Annotated in this window: 14 protein-coding genes; 5 read left to right on the top strand and 9 right to left on the bottom strand. The window is 75.4% G+C overall.

What is annotated here, in order from left to right; all coding sequences use genetic code 11:
- Positions 1 to 28: 28 nt before the first annotated feature.
- Complete coding sequence (locus ACZ63H_RS16135) at positions 29 to 772, bottom strand: FG-GAP repeat domain-containing protein (RefSeq protein ID WP_469865380.1); 744 nt, start codon at positions 770 to 772, stop codon at positions 29 to 31.
- 297 nt (positions 773 to 1,069) lie between these two features.
- Here ACZ63H_RS16135 and ACZ63H_RS16130 point away from each other — a divergent pair, with 297 nt between their 5' ends.
- A complete protein-coding gene (locus tag ACZ63H_RS16130) occupies positions 1,070 to 1,792 on the top strand; it encodes a hypothetical protein (RefSeq protein WP_469865378.1) in 723 nt (240 codons plus the stop codon).
- Between the two features lie 29 nt (positions 1,793 to 1,821).
- Here the strand turns inward: ACZ63H_RS16130 and ACZ63H_RS16125 are convergent, their stop codons facing one another.
- Positions 1,822 to 2,718 carry an NAD(P)-dependent oxidoreductase gene (locus ACZ63H_RS16125; RefSeq protein WP_469865376.1) on the bottom strand — a complete coding sequence of 299 codons (897 nt, stop codon included), beginning with the start codon at positions 2,716 to 2,718 and terminating at the stop codon, positions 1,822 to 1,824.
- Between the two features lie 180 nt (positions 2,719 to 2,898).
- On the opposite strand from ACZ63H_RS16125, the gene cpt reads away from it, so the two are divergent.
- Positions 2,899 to 3,429, top strand: a complete 531-nt coding sequence (gene cpt, locus ACZ63H_RS16120) for a chloramphenicol phosphotransferase CPT (RefSeq protein WP_469865374.1) — start codon at positions 2,899 to 2,901, stop codon at positions 3,427 to 3,429.
- 80 nt (positions 3,430 to 3,509) lie between these two features.
- Positions 3,510 to 4,259: an SDR family oxidoreductase gene (locus ACZ63H_RS16115; protein ID WP_469865372.1), complete on the top strand. Its 750-nt coding sequence runs from the start codon at positions 3,510 to 3,512 to the stop codon at positions 4,257 to 4,259.
- A 28-nt stretch (positions 4,260 to 4,287) separates the two neighbouring features.
- Here ACZ63H_RS16115 and ACZ63H_RS16110 read toward each other — a convergent pair whose 3' ends face one another.
- The 4 genes from ACZ63H_RS16110 to ACZ63H_RS16095 form a co-directional block, all read right to left on the bottom strand.
- Entirely contained in the window at positions 4,288 to 5,376 is a 1,089-nt protein-coding gene (locus ACZ63H_RS16110) for a YihY/virulence factor BrkB family protein (RefSeq protein WP_469865483.1), read from the bottom strand.
- A gap of 526 nt (positions 5,377 to 5,902) precedes the next feature.
- The gene (locus ACZ63H_RS16105; RefSeq protein ID WP_469865370.1) at positions 5,903 to 6,505 is read right to left on the bottom strand and encodes an Rv1733c family protein; all 603 of its coding nucleotides are present in this window, start codon (positions 6,503 to 6,505) and stop codon (positions 5,903 to 5,905) included.
- Between the two features lie 141 nt (positions 6,506 to 6,646).
- Complete coding sequence (locus ACZ63H_RS16100; RefSeq protein WP_469865368.1) at positions 6,647 to 7,399, bottom strand: TIGR03943 family putative permease subunit; 753 nt, start codon at positions 7,397 to 7,399, stop codon at positions 6,647 to 6,649.
- On the bottom strand, positions 7,396 to 8,427 hold the full coding sequence (locus ACZ63H_RS16095) for a permease (RefSeq protein ID WP_469865481.1): 1,032 nt from the start codon (positions 8,425 to 8,427) through the stop codon (positions 7,396 to 7,398). The genes ACZ63H_RS16100 and ACZ63H_RS16095 overlap by 4 nt, the downstream gene beginning before the upstream one ends.
- Before the next feature lie 195 nt (positions 8,428 to 8,622).
- Here ACZ63H_RS16095 and ACZ63H_RS16090 point away from each other — a divergent pair, with 195 nt between their 5' ends.
- Both ACZ63H_RS16090 and ACZ63H_RS16085 read left to right on the top strand, forming a co-directional pair.
- The gene (locus ACZ63H_RS16090) at positions 8,623 to 9,438 is read left to right on the top strand and encodes a serine hydrolase (protein WP_469865366.1); all 816 of its coding nucleotides are present in this window, start codon (positions 8,623 to 8,625) and stop codon (positions 9,436 to 9,438) included.
- Positions 9,439 to 9,522: 84 nt separating this feature from the next.
- The gene (locus tag ACZ63H_RS16085; RefSeq protein ID WP_469865364.1) at positions 9,523 to 9,936 is read left to right on the top strand and encodes an SRPBCC family protein; all 414 of its coding nucleotides are present in this window, start codon (positions 9,523 to 9,525) and stop codon (positions 9,934 to 9,936) included.
- An 85-nt stretch (positions 9,937 to 10,021) separates the two neighbouring features.
- Here ACZ63H_RS16085 and ACZ63H_RS16080 read toward each other — a convergent pair whose 3' ends face one another.
- From ACZ63H_RS16080 to ACZ63H_RS16070, 3 genes are all read right to left on the bottom strand, one after another.
- Positions 10,022 to 10,549, bottom strand: a complete 528-nt coding sequence (locus tag ACZ63H_RS16080) for a hypothetical protein (protein ID WP_469865362.1) — start codon at positions 10,547 to 10,549, stop codon at positions 10,022 to 10,024.
- A 129-nt stretch (positions 10,550 to 10,678) separates the two neighbouring features.
- A complete protein-coding gene (locus ACZ63H_RS16075; protein ID WP_469865360.1) occupies positions 10,679 to 12,301 on the bottom strand; it encodes an amino acid ABC transporter substrate-binding protein in 1,623 nt (540 codons plus the stop codon).
- A 5-nt stretch (positions 12,302 to 12,306) separates the two neighbouring features.
- Entirely contained in the window at positions 12,307 to 14,463 is a 2,157-nt protein-coding gene (locus ACZ63H_RS16070; protein WP_469865358.1) for a hypothetical protein, read from the bottom strand.
- Positions 14,464 to 14,638 lie beyond the last annotated feature (175 nt).

Here is a 14,638-nt window from a genome sequence, read left to right as displayed (position 1 = left end):
TCGGCCGAACCCCTCCCCCCGGGCCCTGTCACCCGGTCCGGCACCTCGGGTAGAAGGGCTCCGGTCCGGCGTGCGGGAGACGGTCCGGCGGGTGGTAGCCGGTGGCGCCGGCGTCCGTGGTGTGCGCGCGGGTGCCGGTCCCGAGCCCGGTGCGCGGATCGCCCAGCCGGGCCTGGAACTCGTACACCCCGTCGCCGGCGTAGGTGTAGGCCGCCAGGTCGGGGTAGCGGTCGTGGTTGTAGTCGGCCACGGCGATGTCCTGTGTGGCGCCGAGGTCCAGCCGTACGACACGCCGGCTGCGACCGGTGCCGGAGAAGGGCCCGAACCGCAGTTCGGCGACGCGGGGCGGGACCGGGTCGTCGCCGCCCTGGGTCCGCCCCGCGACCACGACCAGGTCGCTCCAGCCGTCCCGGTCGAAGTCCGCGACCACGGCGCGCACATACTGCTGCCGTCCTCCCGGGCGGTCGGCCAGTCCCCGCGCCGGGACGGTCCGTTCGCGGGGCGAGCCGGTGCCGAAGGCGATGGCCAGACGGGCGCCGCGCCGGGAGGGGTCGGTGATCCGGTCCGGGCGGCCGTCGTTGTCCACGTCGGCGACCAGGTCCCCGGAACCGGTCAGACACGCGGTGACGGCGGACGGTCCGGCGGGGCGCGGCGGGGGCTTTCCCAGGGAGTCCTCGCATCCGGCGCAGAGCAGCAGACCGGACACGACGAGGGCCGCGCGGACGGCACGCCCCCGCCCGGGTGTCCCGGTGTGTCCACGATCCGCCGCCATGAGGACGCATCGTAGTCATCGCGCCCCGCGGGTACGGGGGTTGGGGTGTCTCCCCCGGTGCCAGGGGAAGGGCGCCGGACGCCCCCGACGTCCGGCGGATCCCGGCCTGTCGACCAAGTTCCGCTCGATACAACGAAGTTGACCGCACGATGCCGCTTCGGTGCGACCCGAACAAGGCGGACACATGACTCCACCGCCGTGTCTGTCGTCACGAAGGGTGAGAACGGGTTAACTCACCCGTATCATCCAGGTGTCGCATCACAAGCGGAGGTAAATATGCCGGAAACCGCGGGGCCCGTGACCGAATTGGCCTCTCAGTACGTCAGCCAGGTGACCCAGGACCTGGAGAACAACGTCCACGAACAGGAGCGCGTCACCGCCGAGATCGCCGCATTGCAGGAGCGGTTGGCCGCTCTCCAGCACGACCACGCCATCCTGCTGAACATGCAGCAGGCGCTGGGCATCGCCGCGTCGGCCGGCGGCGCGGTCGTACCCGCTCCGCGCCGGAAGGGCGGCGGCGCGCGGCGCCCGGACGCGAAGAAGCCGGCGGCCGGGAAGCCGTCCGCCAAGAAGCCGGCGACCGCGAAGACGGCCAGTGCCAAGACGGCGGCCGCGAAGACGGCCCCCGCCAAGGCGGCCACCACCAAGACGGCCACGACCAAGACGGCCACGACCAAGACGTCCAGTGCCAAGACGGCCGCCCCGAAGACGGCGGCCGAAAAGCCGGCGGACGCGAAGGCGCCCGCGGAACCCGCGCAGCCGACGCTCGTCGAACTGGTCCGCCGGTACCTGACCGAGCAGAACGAGCCGCGTTCCGCCGCCGAGGTCGCGGAGGCACTGGGCCGGGCGTACCCCGAGCGGGCGGTGCAGACGAAGGTCGTACGCACCACCCTGGAGAACCTCGTGGCCCGCAACGGCGCGCACCGCTCCAAGCAGGGCTCGTCCGTCTTCTACACCGTGGTCACCGAGCCGGCTCCGCAGACGCCCGAGCACGCGGAGGGCACCGAACCCGCCCAGTGAGCCCGGACGCCTCCCGGCGGGGCCCTCGCTCAGGCGGACGGCCCCTCGGTTTCGCCGAAGCTGGCGAAGTAGGCGGCGGCCATGTCCTCGTCGGCGTGGCCCTGCGCGGCGGCGCGCTCCAGGCGCTCGGCGCTCGCGGCGGCCACGTCCAGGCGCACGCCGTGTTCCTCGCCCGCCCGGACGATGAGCCGGGCGTCCTTGGCGGCGGTGGCCACGGCGAACTGGGCCGGTGTCAGCCGGTCGTCGAGGATGAGCCGGGACTTGGCGCGCAGGTAGCCCATGTCGAGCGGGCCACCGTCGATGGCGTCGAAGAAGTCCCCCGGGTCCACGCCGAGCGCCTTGGCCAGGGCCAGCGTCTCGCCGGTGGCGGCGGTGACCGCGACGACCCAGCTGTTGGCGACCAGCTTCAGCCGGGTCGCGGTGCCGGCGGCGCCGTCCTCGCCGGTCCACACGGTGCGGCTGCCGATCGCGTCGAACACCGGGGCGACGGCGGCCCGGTGTCCGGCCGGCCCCGCGGCGAGGACGAGGAGCTGTCCGGCCTCGGCGGGCTGCCGGGTGCCGAGGACGGGCGCGTCGAAGAACACCAGGCCGTGCGCGCGGGCGAAGGCCGCCAGCTCGCCGAGGGCCTCGGTGCCGGCGGTGCTCGACTGCACCCAGGCGGTGCCGGAGCGCAGCGCGGGGGCGGCCTCGCGCAGGACGTCGAGGGCGGCCGGGCCGTCGTGGAGCATGGTCAGGACGACGTCGGCGCCCTCGACGGCCTCGGCGGGCGTGCCGGTGACCCGCGCGCCGTCGGCGGCGAGCGGTTCGGCCTTGGCGCGGGTACGGTTCCAGACGCGCACGGTGTGCCCGGCACGCGCGAGGTTGCGGGCCATGGCGGCCCCCATGATGCCGGTGCCCAGCACGGTCACGGTGAGCTTGTCGGTCATGTCGTCAACTCCCTGGATGGTCGGGGGGACCTGCGGCCGGCGGCACGGCCCCCGGGTGCGGGGACGGCTGCGGCCCCCGGACAGATCTTCCACCAGCCGGGCCCGCGTTCCCGCACGCCACCCGGGACCGGGGTGCCGGCTCCCGCACCGCCTTGCCGGCAGGGCGCGTACGGTGGTCCGATGACTCGGGTGATCGTTCTCAACGGCGGTTCCAGCGCGGGCAAGTCGGGGATCGTGCGCTGTCTTCAGGCCGTACTGCCGGATGCCTGGCTGGCGTTCGGGATCGACGTGTTCGTGGACGCGCTGCCGCCGAGGCTGCGGGACGCGGACGGCGGGATCGAGTTCGCGGCGGACGGCGAGGTGGTGGTCGGTGCGGGCTTCCGGGCGCTGGAGGAGGCCTGGATGGAGGGCGTCGCGGCGACGGCCCGCGCGGGCGCCAGGATCGTCGTCGACGACGTCTTCCTCGGCGGAGCGGAGTCCCAGCAGCGGTGGCGGAAGGCCCTGGACGGACTCGACGTGCTGTGGGTCGGCGTGCACTGCGACCCGCGGGTCGCCGCGGGCCGGGAGATCGCCCGCGGCGACCGGGTCCCGGGCATGGCCCGGGCCCAGGCCCGGACGGTGCACGAGGGGGTGTCCTACGACATCGAGGTGGACACGACCCGCACCGAGTCCCTGGAGTGCGCACGCGCCATCGCCGCGCACGTGACGTGACGGGCGGACAGGACGTGCCCGGGGAGGTCGATGTCCGTTCCCCGCCGGTACCCCCCGCGTCCGGGCGGTGGGATGGGCGCATGACCTCACGAGAGAACCTGAACGGCAGGACGGCCCTGGTCACCGGCGGCAGCCGGGGCATCGGCGCGGCGACGGCGCGGCGGCTGGCCCGGGAGGGCGCGGACGTGGCCCTGACCTATGTGCACGACGAGGACGCGGCCGGCACGGTCGTACGGGACATCGAGGCGCTGGGGCGGCGCGCGGTGGCGCTGCGCGCCGACTCCGCGGACGCCGAGGAGGCGGCGGACGCGGTACGGCGGGCCGCGCGGGAACTGGGCGGGCTGGACGTGCTGGTGGGCAACGCGGCCGTCGGCGTCATGGCACCGCTGGAGGACCTGACCCTCGCCGACGTCGACCGGGTCCTCGCCGTCAATGTGCGCGGACTGTTCCTGGCGGCCCGGTCCGCCGCCGCCCTGATGGGCACCGGCGGGCGGATCGTCACCGTCGGCAGTTGTGTCACCACGCGGGTGCCGGGCCCCGGGGCCACGCTGTACGCGATGAGCAAGTCGGCCGTGACCGGGCTGACGAAGGCGCTGGCGCGGGAGCTGGCCGGGCGCGGCATCACGGCGAACGTCGTGCACCCGGGCCCGACCGACACCGACATGAACCCCGCGGACGGCCCCTACGCGTCCGGTCAGGCGGGCATGACCGCGCTGGGCCGCTTCGGCACCGCCGAGGAGGTGGCGTCCATGGTGGCGTTCCTCGCCGGGCCGGAAGCGGCCTACGTGACGGGCGCGGAGTTCTCGGTGGACGGCGGTTACGCGGCCTGACCCGGGCGGGACGGGGCAGAGGTGCGCGTCAGGACCGGTCCAGGCGGCGCACGTCCTCCTCGTCCCACTTCCGGGTGTCGCGGGGCCGCACATAGGGTTCCGCGTGGGGCGGGTGGCCGCCGGCGATGGCCCGCTGCCGCAGGGTCTCCGCGTCGAACTCCAGACCCAGCAGGATGGCCAGGTTGGTGATCCACAGCCAGACCAGGAAGACGATGACGCCGGCCATGGCGCCGTAGGTCTTGTTGTACGAGGCGAAGCCGGCGACGTAGAACGCGAAGCCGGCGGAGGCGACCATCCAGATCAGCAGGGCGAGGAAGCTGCCCGGGGTGATCCACCTGAGGCCCCGCACCTTGGCGTTGGGCGTCGCCCAGTACAGGATCGCGATCATCAGGGTGACGAGCACGACGAGCACCGGCCACTTCGCGATCGACCACGCCGTCAGCGCCGTGTCGCCGACGCCGAGCGCCTGCCCGGCGCGCTTGGCCAGGCCGCCGGTGAAGACGACGATGAGCGCGCCGGCCAGGGACAGCACCATCAGGACGACCGTGACGCCCACGCGCACCGGGAGGATCTTCCACACCGGCCGGCCCTCGGGCATGTCGTAGACGGCGTTGGCGGCGCGGATGAAGGCGGCCACGTAGCCGGACGCCGACCACACCGCCAGCACGATGCCGACCAGGGCCATCACCGAGCCGATACCGGCCTTGTCCTGCAGTTGTCCCACGGCCCGGACGATGATGTCCCGGGCCGGTCCGGGGGCGAGGTTCCGGACGTTGGCCAGCACCCGGTCCGTGGCCGACCGGCCCATGACGGACAGCAGGGACACCAGCACCAGCAGGGCCGGGAACAGGGACAGCACGGCGTAGTAGGTGAGCGCCGCGGCCCGGTCGGTCAGCTGGTCGTCCCGGAACTCGCGCAGCGCGCCCCGGAACACCGCGCCCCAGGCCCGCCGGGGCAGCCGGGCCGGGCTGTCGGGCGCCGCCCGCTCCGTCGCCGGGGCGGGCCCGGCCTCCTCCGGCGCGGGCGTCCGCGGCTCCGCGCTCTCGTCAGGGCGGCCCGCCACCGCCCGGTTCTCGTCGCGTTCGGCCACCGTCCGGCTCTCGTCGCGTTCGGGCATCGTCCGGCTTTCGTCGCGGTCGGGCATCGTCCGGTTCTCGTTCCGGTCCGGCACCGGTCGCTCCGTCTCCGGCGCGGGCCCGGTTTCCTCCCGGGCCGGCGTCCGGGACTGCGGGCTCTCGTCGGCGGCGTGCCGGTGACGCCGCCGTGGAACGTGCAGCTTGGTCATGTGAGCCGGGTAACCAGTCGGCGCTCCCTCACGCGCGCGGGACGGATTCGGCCGCCGGTCAGGCGGGGTCCGGCCGGGTCGTCGCGGCCCGCGGGTCCCGGCCGTCCGCCTTGCGGGGCGTGGCTGCCGGAAGGGCGGTGGGGCCGGGGCGCGGGCGGGGCGCCGCGCGCGGGCGGGGAGCGCGTCCGCCGGCGAAGCCGGCCGAGCAGCCCGGTGGCCGGGGCCGTCCGCGCACCGGGCCCGTGCGGACCGCGGCGGCAGGGGGCCGGGGGACGCCGTCGCCTCACCGGGCCGGGCGGGGCCGCGCTCGTCCGTACCGTCGGCCGGGTACGCCCTCCGGCCCGGTTCCGCGCTCCGGTCAGCCGACGCCGCCGCTGAGGTTCCCCCAGCGGGGGCCCGTCCGCCTCCACTCCTCGTCCCACTCGGCCAGGCGCCGCCGGATGAGCCGGCCCCGGACCAGCCGGACCCCGCCCCAGACCAGCGCGCCGGCCCCCGGGGCGACGAGGACGCCGGTGAGGGCCGCCTGGAGGTCGGCCGCCGTGCCGGTGACGGGCGCGGGCAGGATCCGGCCGGTCCGGTCCGTCCACACCGTGACCCGGCTGCCGGCGGGGGCACCGGGAACGACCTTGGCCCGGTCGGTGTGGACCGACCCGTCCGCGTCCGTCCAGCGCACGGTCGCCCACACCCGCCCGTCGCCGTAGCCGCCGTCGGCGGCCGCCGTCCGGGCCGTGCCGTCGGTGAGCACGGCGGACACGGGGTGCGAGCGGGCCAGCCGCGCGGCGAACGCCGACTCGGAGGCGTGGGCCGCCGCCAGTCCCGCGACGACCCCGACGGCCAGGGCGAGCAGGCAGCCGGCGAGCACGATCCAGGCCTCGACGACATCGCTGTGCCGCTTGAGCGGGTTGCGCCGCCAGCGCCACAGCCCCGCCCGGGTGACCGCCGTGGGAGGTGTCCGTGTCATCGTCACCGCCTCCTTCCGCGCACCGGCGGCCCGCGACCGGGGCGGCCCCTGCGCGGCGACCGGACCCGGCCTCGGAGCGAGCGTCACGACACCATCCTGCACCCGTCCCGGCCGGTCGTACGCCCCGCGCGGGAGCCCGGCTCAGGAAGGGGTCAGCGGGAGGTCGTCGGTGTAGGCGTTCACCGGCGGGGCGATCGGGCGGACGTCCCTGACGTCGAGCGCCGCCCGGGCGGTGCGCGTGCCCAGGGTGCCGCGCGGGTGCCAGGTCCCGGTCACCGCCAGCCAGCTGTCGGCGGGCGGGGCCGGCCGGCCGTACACGCGCACCCGGACCGTCCGGGAGTCCGCGGCACAGCAGGAGAAGACGATCCGGGTCAGGTACCAGCCGCCGCCGTGCCCGGCCGGGGTGACGAAGCCGGTCAGGCGGACGGTGCGGCCCTCGATGGCCAGGCTGCGGTCCTGCTGGACCCGCTTGGTGAAGTCCGTGAGGGTCAGCGGCAGGGGCGAGGTCGCGGGCAGGGGTCCGAACCCCCGTTGCGTGGCGACCGGTTCGTCGCCCGCGCGGGCCGCGGTGTACGCGCCGAGCGCGGGCGGGGCGTAGCACAGCAGGCTCAGCGCGGGGAGGAACAGCAGCCAGGCGACGCGGGGGGCGCCGGTGTGGTCGTGCCCGTGGCCGTCGTCGCGGTGGCCGTCGCCGGGGTGGCCGTCGTCGGGGTGGCGGTGGTCGCGGGTGGCGGCCGCCGCGAGGCCGAGCAGCAGCAGGACGGCGCCGGACGCGATCAGCGGCAGGCGCAGTCCGGCCTTGACGTAGCGCAGGTAGAGGTCGGTGAAGAGGGCGGCGTGCAGCAGGCCGGTCCCGGTCAGGGCCAGGAGCAGGTTCTGGACGAGCCGTCTCACCACAGGGCGCCTCCGATCAGGACGCTCGCGGCGACCGCGACGACGGTGGTCGCCGTGGAGAACCGCCAGGCGAAGGCGCGGCCGAAGGTGCCGGCCTGCAACGCGATGAGTTTCAGGTCGACCATCGGGCCGACCACCAGGAACGCGAGCCGCGCGGTCGGCGAGAACCCGGTGAGGGAGGCCGCGACGAACGCGTCCGCCTCCGAGCAGACGGCCAGCAGCACGGCGAGGCCCGCCAGGAACGGCACGGACAGCCACGGTGAGCCGGCGAAGGCGTCCAGGACGGCGCCCGGCACGGCGACGTCGAAGGCGGCGGCGGCCATCGCGCCCAGCACCAGGAAGCCGCCGGCGTGCAGGAAGTCGTGCCGGAAGCCGAGCCGGAACTCGCTCCAGCGGCTGTGGCCGTGCCGGTGCCCGGTGTGCCGGTGGCGCAGCAGGGGACGCAGCCACTCCTCCTTGCCGAGCCAGAGCCACAGCCAGCCCATCACGACGGCCGTGGCGAGGGAGGCGAGCAGCCGGGCGGCGACCATCGCGGGGTCGCCGGGGAAGGCGACGGCGGTGGCCGTGAGCACCACGGGATTGACGGCGGGCGCGGAGAGCAGGAAGGCGAAGGCCGCGGCCGGTGGCACGCCCCGGCGGATCAGGCTGCTCGCGACGGGCACGGAGGCGCACTCGCAGCCGGGCAGGACGGCGCCGGCGGCCCCGGCGACCGGCACGGCGAGGACGGCCCGTCCCGGCAGCACCCGGGTGAACAGGCCGGCCGGTACGAAGGCGTTGATGGCGCCGGACAGGGCGGTGCCGAGGAGCAGGAACGGCAGCGCCTGCACGGTGATGGCCAGGGAGACGGTCCGCCAGGCCTGGACGGCCGGGTGCTCCGGCCACCGGGCGCCGGCCGGCAGCAGCACCGCGGCGGCGGCGCACACGAGGGCGGCGCCGAGCGGCCACGCCCGGAACCGGCGCACGGGCAAGGCGGCGGGTACGGGGGCCACGGGTCCCGCCACATCCGTCGGATCATCCGTTTTCTGCATCATCGCTCCGGATGTCGGTGTCGGGCCGACGATAGGCGAGGCGGCCGGGCCGGCCGCGCCTACACGCCGCCGGGGGCACGGTCCGGGCGGCACATTGCGCCCCATCGGTGGCTCTTCTCACAATCGGCGCGAACCGGGCCCGAACGTGACGGCGGCCATGTCGCCGGGCGCGCCGGGCGTCTACGTTCGTGCCCCATGTCGTCCCGCTTCTCCCGCACCGCACGGACCACGGCCGGCGCCGTCGTGGCCTCGGCGGCCACCCTGCTGACCGCCGCCCTTCCGCACCCGGCGGCGGCCGCGACCGCCCCCTTGGGGAAGACGCCGAGGACGTCGGCGCACGCCACGGCGGCCGTCCTCGACCTGGACGGCTCCGGCCGCACCGCCGTGGTGCGCGGCGAGGACCGGTCGTACGACACGGCCAGCATCGTCAAGGTCGACATCCTCGCGGCGCTGCTGCTCCGGGCGCAGGACGCCGGGCGCCCCCTGGGCGAAGCCGAACGGGACCTCGCCGAGCCGATGATCCGCCGCAGCGACAACGCGGCGGCCGACGCCCTGTGGCGGCGCATCGGCCGCGCCCCCGGACTGGCGGCGGCCAACGAGCGGCTGGGTCTGACCTCGACCACGGGCGGCCCCGGCGGCAGGTGGGGGCTGACCCGGACCACCGCGAGCGACCAGGTGCGGCTGCTGCGGGCCGTGTTCGGCCCGGGCGGCGCGGTGCGCCGGGGCTCCGGCGGACTCGACGCCGCGTCCCGCGCCTACGTCCGCACGCTGATGAGCCGGGTGGAACCCGGGCAGGCCTGGGGCGTCTCCGCGGCCGGGGGCGCGCACGCCCGGCCGGTGCTGAAGAACGGCTGGCTCCGGCGGACCACCACGGGCCGCTGGGACGTCAACAGCGTCGGCGAGGTGTCCGCGGGCGGGCACCGGTATCTCGTGGCGGTGCTGTCCGACGGGAACGCGTCCATGGGCGACGGCGTGTCCCTGGTGGAGCGCACGGCGCGCGCGGCGGTCTGAGGCCCCGGTTCCGCCACTTTTCGGCGGCCGTGGAAGGGGCACGCGGTCGGGGTACGGCTTGCGACCGGAAGGGACGCTGTCACGATGTCCGAGTACGAACGTTCCCGCACGATGCCCGCCCAGCCCGAGCACGTCTTCGACCAGGCGGCCAATGCCGGCCAGCTCGACGCCTGGCTCCCGGACGCGCTGCACGTGCACGTCCAGGACCCGCCCGCCGCGACCGTGCACGACGATCGCTCCGGCCAGGACATGTCCGCCCTGCTGCGGGCCGAGCCGGACCAGATGCGCCTGGAGTGGGGCACCCGCGAGCAGGGCAGCTACACCGGCTGGCTCCAGGTGGCGGGCATCGGCAGCGGCGCCAGCGAGGTGACCGTCCACCTGTCCTTCTTCGACGAGGGCCACGACCCGGGCGAACGCGCGGTGTACGACGCCCTGGACGGCAGCCTGCGGCGCCTGGAGGAACAGGTGCGGATGCGGGCCGACAACGCGGCGGGCTGAGGCCCCGTCCGGGCCCGGCGCGCGGGCCGTGGCACGGGCGTCCGCCCCGCCCCGGACTCCCGGGCGGCGGTGCCCTGCCCCGGGGTCAGGCGGCGAGGGGGCGGCCCGGGGTGAGGCGGTCCAGGAGCTGGTCGTGGTGCAGCCCGGCCACGGGGGCCAGCAGGTCGGGGTGGCGCAGCAGGGCGGCGGCGCGGCGGTCGCCGTCGTCGGGCGCGAGCAGCCGGCGGTACTCCGCCGGCCCGTGGCCGGCGGGCCGGCCGTCGTCGAGGGCCGCGACGGCGAGGGCGGCCAGCTCCGGGTCGGTCAGCAGCGCGGCGGCCCAGCTGGCGACGACCTCGTCCACCCAGGTGCGCCACGCCCGGTCCTCGGCGAAGTGGCCGTCCGCCGGTTCGGCGCCGGCGATCCAGTCGAGCCGGGCGGCGCCCCCGGGGCCGGCCAGGGCGACCAGTGCGGCGTCGAGGTCGGTGGGGTAGCGCAGCCGGGCGGCGACGGTCGCCGCCTGCCGGGCCTGGGCCTCGCACAGCGCGGCGGCGAGCGCGCCGCCGCTGGGCGGGTAGGCGACCGTCAGCCAGCGCGCCGTGGCGGCGATCAGGGGGGACAGGTCAGTGAGCACAGCCGGGCCGTCCGAGGTGCGAGGGGGCGGGAAACTCCACGCCACGGTAGCCCGGCGCCCGGCACTCCCGGCAGGGGTGTGCGAACCAGGTCATATGTGACGTGACGCACGCCGCTCCGGGGGTGCCGCTCACGGGGTCCTGGGGATGACGCAGTCCTTCGGCTGCGGCCGGCCGCCGGCGGACCAGCCGAGGTCGACGAACCTGATCGTGCCCTCGCCCTTGTCGCCCGGGTCCAGTTCGACCACCGCGATCGGCTTGTCGTACGGGTTGCCGGCGGCGTTCAGGCAGATCAGGCCGCTGGTGCCGGCCACCCGGCGGACGGAGTTCAGCCGCCTCCAGCGCCGGCCCAGGTCCTCCAGGCCGGGCACCTTGTCGGCGGAGCCGCTCTGCACCTGGTGCAGTGCCAGGCCGATGGTGACCATGCCGTCGTACACGAGCATCGTGCGGGAGTCCTCCAGGTCGGGCGTGGAGCCGAGGTCCGTCCCCTCGCCCCACACGGTGCCGATCAGACGCTTCAGCTCGTCCAGGGCCTCCTTCGGCTCCACGAGGTACTGGGGCAGGTCCTTCGCGCCGGGCGCGCGGCCGTGGTGCGCGGCGGCCCAGTCCTTCTTCCAGGCGGTCAGCTCGGTCTCCCAGGCATCGGGATGGGCGGGGGCGGCGTACTGCACCGTGATCCTGGGCCGGCTGCCCTCGCCGCGCAGGTCCTCCCAGTCCCCCGCGCTCATGTGCTGCCGCAGCGAGGCGGCGTCCGAGCCGCTGATGATGGTGTAGTGCCGCTTCGCGCAGTGCGTTCCGGCGAGCTTGAGCGCGAAGAGCCGCAGGTGCAGCGTGCGCCCCGCGAAGTAGACGGTGTCGGCCTCGGTATTGCAGAGGGTGAGGGCGATGTCGCCGAAATCGATGCCGGTCTTGCCCGCCTCGTCGATCGCCGGGGAGGTGAAGGGCAGCGCGTCGGGGCCGGCCGGGGGGTTCTCCTCGATGCCGTCGAAGGCCTCCGCCAGCGACTGGTTGTAGCTGTCCTCGCGTGTGTCGTAGACCAGCACCGTCCTTCTGTCGTCCCGGCGCCGCGCGCCGTTGACCCCGGCCAGCGCCCGGGCCACGTCCCGGTTGGTCGGGATGATCCGGGCCAGGCCCGGGAACTCGGGCTTCACCGTCTCCGTCAGGCCGTTCCTGTTCGCGATGCGGTCACCGGTGATGCGGGAGGCGAGCACGGGCACGTGGTGACTCGTCAGCCGTCTGACGGCCTCCTCCGTCTCGTCCAGGCTGAGGTTGATGCCCGTGACGGCGCGCAGCCGGTCCCCGGGCGAGTCGGCCATGCGCAACAGGGTGTCCACGACCCTGGCCTGGTGCCGGTAGTCCCGGCCGGGGTTGGCCAGCACCAGCCGGATCTTCGGCGGTTCGCCCTCCGCCTCGTTGGCCTTGAGCTGCCCCAGGTACGCCCCTTGGACGTCGCTGCGTATCTGCCGGCGCAGGGCCGGGTTGTCGGACTGGAGCGGCAGCATCATCGCCACCGTCACATGGGGGTCCTCGTCGATCTTGTCGTTCTCCCCCGCGATGGCCCGGGCGAGGCCGGCGATCTCGCCCGTGCCGAAGTCGTAGCCCTCGCCGTTGACGCCGACGCACTCGCCGCCGATCCGTTCGACGCCCTCGGCGCAGGTGTCCGGCCGGTGGAGGAAGGTCCAGCCGAACAGGCTCCCCGCCACGAGGGCCGCCGTGACCAGCAGCGCGTACAGGATCTTCTTCCACCTGGGCATCCGCGTCATCTCCTTCGCCCGAGCTGATCGGTGCAGGTGCAGCGCAGCAACGGCTGGTCGTTCTCCGCGAGGCCGCTCCACTCGGTGGCGGTCCGGCCGAGTTGCCCGGCGCCCTCGAACTCCATGATCGAGAGGAGGTCCAGCAGTTTGGCCAGCGTGCGGGCGGTCTCCCGCCCGGTGGGCCGGGTCCGCTCCTCGCACAGCCACACCGCGTGCAGCAGTTGGTCGACCGTGCGGCGCAGTGCCGGTCCGTCCACCGCGACCAGGCCCTGGGCGCGCTCCCGGCGGGTGTCCGCGCCCGCGGGGTACGGCGCCTGGGCGATCTCCAGCAGCTCCGCGCACCACTGACGGGGGCGGCCGGGCAAGGTGGCGGCGAGGTGGCGGACCACGTCGTCGACGCCGCCGGAGACCAGGTGGTGGTTCATCCGGTGGGCCGTGACCGAGTGGAAGGCGGCACCGCTCGGCGCCGTCTCGTCCGCCACGCGTCCGGTGTAGTGGTCGCGCAGCAGGTGGTGGTCGGCGTACCAGGCGGCGCCGTCGGGGGACAGCGCGTACAGCCGGTGCACGAGCAGCTGGCGCAGGCCGAAGTCCCCGATGAAGTGGCGTTCGCAGGCGGGCCAGCCGGTGTCGGTGAGCAGCTCGGCGACATGATGGGCCGTCAGACGGTGGACGCGGCCTCGCTGGTGGTGGCGGAGCAGGACGTCCGCGCACTCGGTGTCGTGCGCCACCGACAGGTGGGTGAGCAGGTCGAGCCACTGGTCGTGCTGCTCGGCCGGCAGCCGCACCGGGAGCTGGTCCAGCACCAGTTCGCGCAGCAGCACCTCGGCCACGGGCCGCTCGACGCCGGCGAGGCCCAGCGGGGCGTCGAGGATGGCCCGGTCGTTGGCGTCCGGTTCCATGCCGAAGGCGGCGGCGGCCTCGGCCAGCCGGATCACCGTGTGCGGGCGTCCGCCGCTCAGCCGGGCCACGGCGGCGTCGATTCGGCGGCGGTTGGTGCCGCCCTCCGGTTCGGTGCGCCGCTGTCTGCGCTCGGTCTCCCGGCGCAGCTGGTCGCCGGTGAGCAGGGGCATCCGCAGCAGCAGGACGCCGTCGGCCAGCGGGGCCCGGCCCGCCGCGCCGGTGCGCCGGGACCACTCGGGCGGGGGGCCGTCGGCCGGCCGGAACTCCGCCGGGGGCGGCAACTGCCCTGGGGGCAGGCCCTCGTACAGGAAGGCGCCGCCGTCCGCGCGGCGGGCCGTGCCGACGACCACCACCCGGTCGCGCTGCCCGGCCCGGCGGTCGGTGAGCACGGCCCGCAGCAGTTGTTCGCCGAGCGGTGACTCGGCGCGGTCCAGCAGCACCGCGGGGCGGCCGACCCGGCGCAGCCAGCCCACCGCGCCGGTGTGGGCGGCCTCCAGATCCTCGCGCAGGGCCTGGAAGAGGAAGCGCTCGGCCACCTCCCGTCCCTCGCCGCCGGCCTTGAAGTCGGCGGCGAGGTCGCGCAGTCCGTGCTCGGGCTGGCCGGCCGCGCCGGGGTAGGCGCCGTAGATCCGGGCCATCTCCGCCCGGCCCCGGGGCGCGAGGCCGGAGACGAGGGCGTCCACGAGCGCGGTGCTCACGGCGGCCGAGTACGGGTCGAGCGCCTGCCCGGACAGGGTGGTCAGCAGGTTCCGGATGGCTCCGAGGAGGGCGCCGCGCCAGAAGTCGCCGGTGCCGAGGCCCCGGAAGCGCTGCCTCTGGGGTAACTCGGCGTACCGTTCGACCTCCGCCGCGACCGCGTCGGGGGTGCCGTCCTCGACCTCGGTGGCGATCATCGCGAGGCCCGCGAAGAGGCGGGGGAAGGTGAAGGAGCCGCCCGTGCCCTGCCAGGTGGACAGGCGCCGGGCGGCCTCGACCAGGACCTCGGTGGCGGCCGAGCGGGCACCCGGCTCGGGCTCGGCCCGGTCCGCGTGGACCGGTGAGCCGCAGTCCAGATAGATCACCGGCACCTTGGTGGCGAAACGGTCCCGTACCGCGCGCAGCAGGCGCCCCTTGCCCATGCCCGGGCCGCCGGTGAGGAGCACGACCGGGAGATCGGGGCCGTAGAGCGGTTCCCGGCCGGCGCCCGACGGCGACCGCCCGAGCAGGCGCGCGAAGAAGCCTTCCTCGCCGAGGAGTCTTTCGAACCCCAGATCATCACGCACGGATCCCTCTAGATGCTCATCCGCCCGGGAGCGGGTGCTCGTTGTGGCGGAAGGAGATTAGTGGAACACGGGGCCTCCTGCTCGGACAACGGTGATTGCGCGAAAGAGGCACGGCGATGTTCCGGGCCGGACCGGCGGGCGGCGGCGGGTTGCGGCAGTTATTTGATGGAGCGTC

It is taken from the genome of Streptomyces sp. NPDC104831 (assembly GCF_055583025.1).
This window is presented reverse-complemented; position numbering and strand designations above follow the sequence as displayed.

Coding starts and splice junctions, on each gene's coding strand:
- ACZ63H_RS16135 (WP_469865380.1), bottom strand. CDS start 772: ATGGCGGCGGATCGTGGACACACCGGGACACCCGGGCGGGGGCGTGCC.
- ACZ63H_RS16125 (WP_469865376.1), bottom strand. CDS start 2,718: ATGACCGACAAGCTCACCGTGACCGTGCTGGGCACCGGCATCATGGGG.
- cpt (WP_469865374.1), top strand. CDS start 2,899: ATGACTCGGGTGATCGTTCTCAACGGCGGTTCCAGCGCGGGCAAGTCG.
- ACZ63H_RS16115 (WP_469865372.1), top strand. CDS start 3,510: ATGACCTCACGAGAGAACCTGAACGGCAGGACGGCCCTGGTCACCGGC.
- ACZ63H_RS16110 (WP_469865483.1), bottom strand. CDS start 5,376: ATGCCCGAACGCGACGAGAGCCGGACGGTGGCCGAACGCGACGAGAAC.
- ACZ63H_RS16105 (WP_469865370.1), bottom strand. CDS start 6,505: ATGACACGGACACCTCCCACGGCGGTCACCCGGGCGGGGCTGTGGCGC.
- ACZ63H_RS16095 (WP_469865481.1), bottom strand. CDS start 8,427: ATGCAGAAAACGGATGATCCGACGGATGTGGCGGGACCCGTGGCCCCC.
- ACZ63H_RS16090 (WP_469865366.1), top strand. CDS start 8,623: ATGTCGTCCCGCTTCTCCCGCACCGCACGGACCACGGCCGGCGCCGTC.
- ACZ63H_RS16085 (WP_469865364.1), top strand. CDS start 9,523: ATGTCCGAGTACGAACGTTCCCGCACGATGCCCGCCCAGCCCGAGCAC.
- ACZ63H_RS16075 (WP_469865360.1), bottom strand. CDS start 12,301: ATGCCCAGGTGGAAGAAGATCCTGTACGCGCTGCTGGTCACGGCGGCC.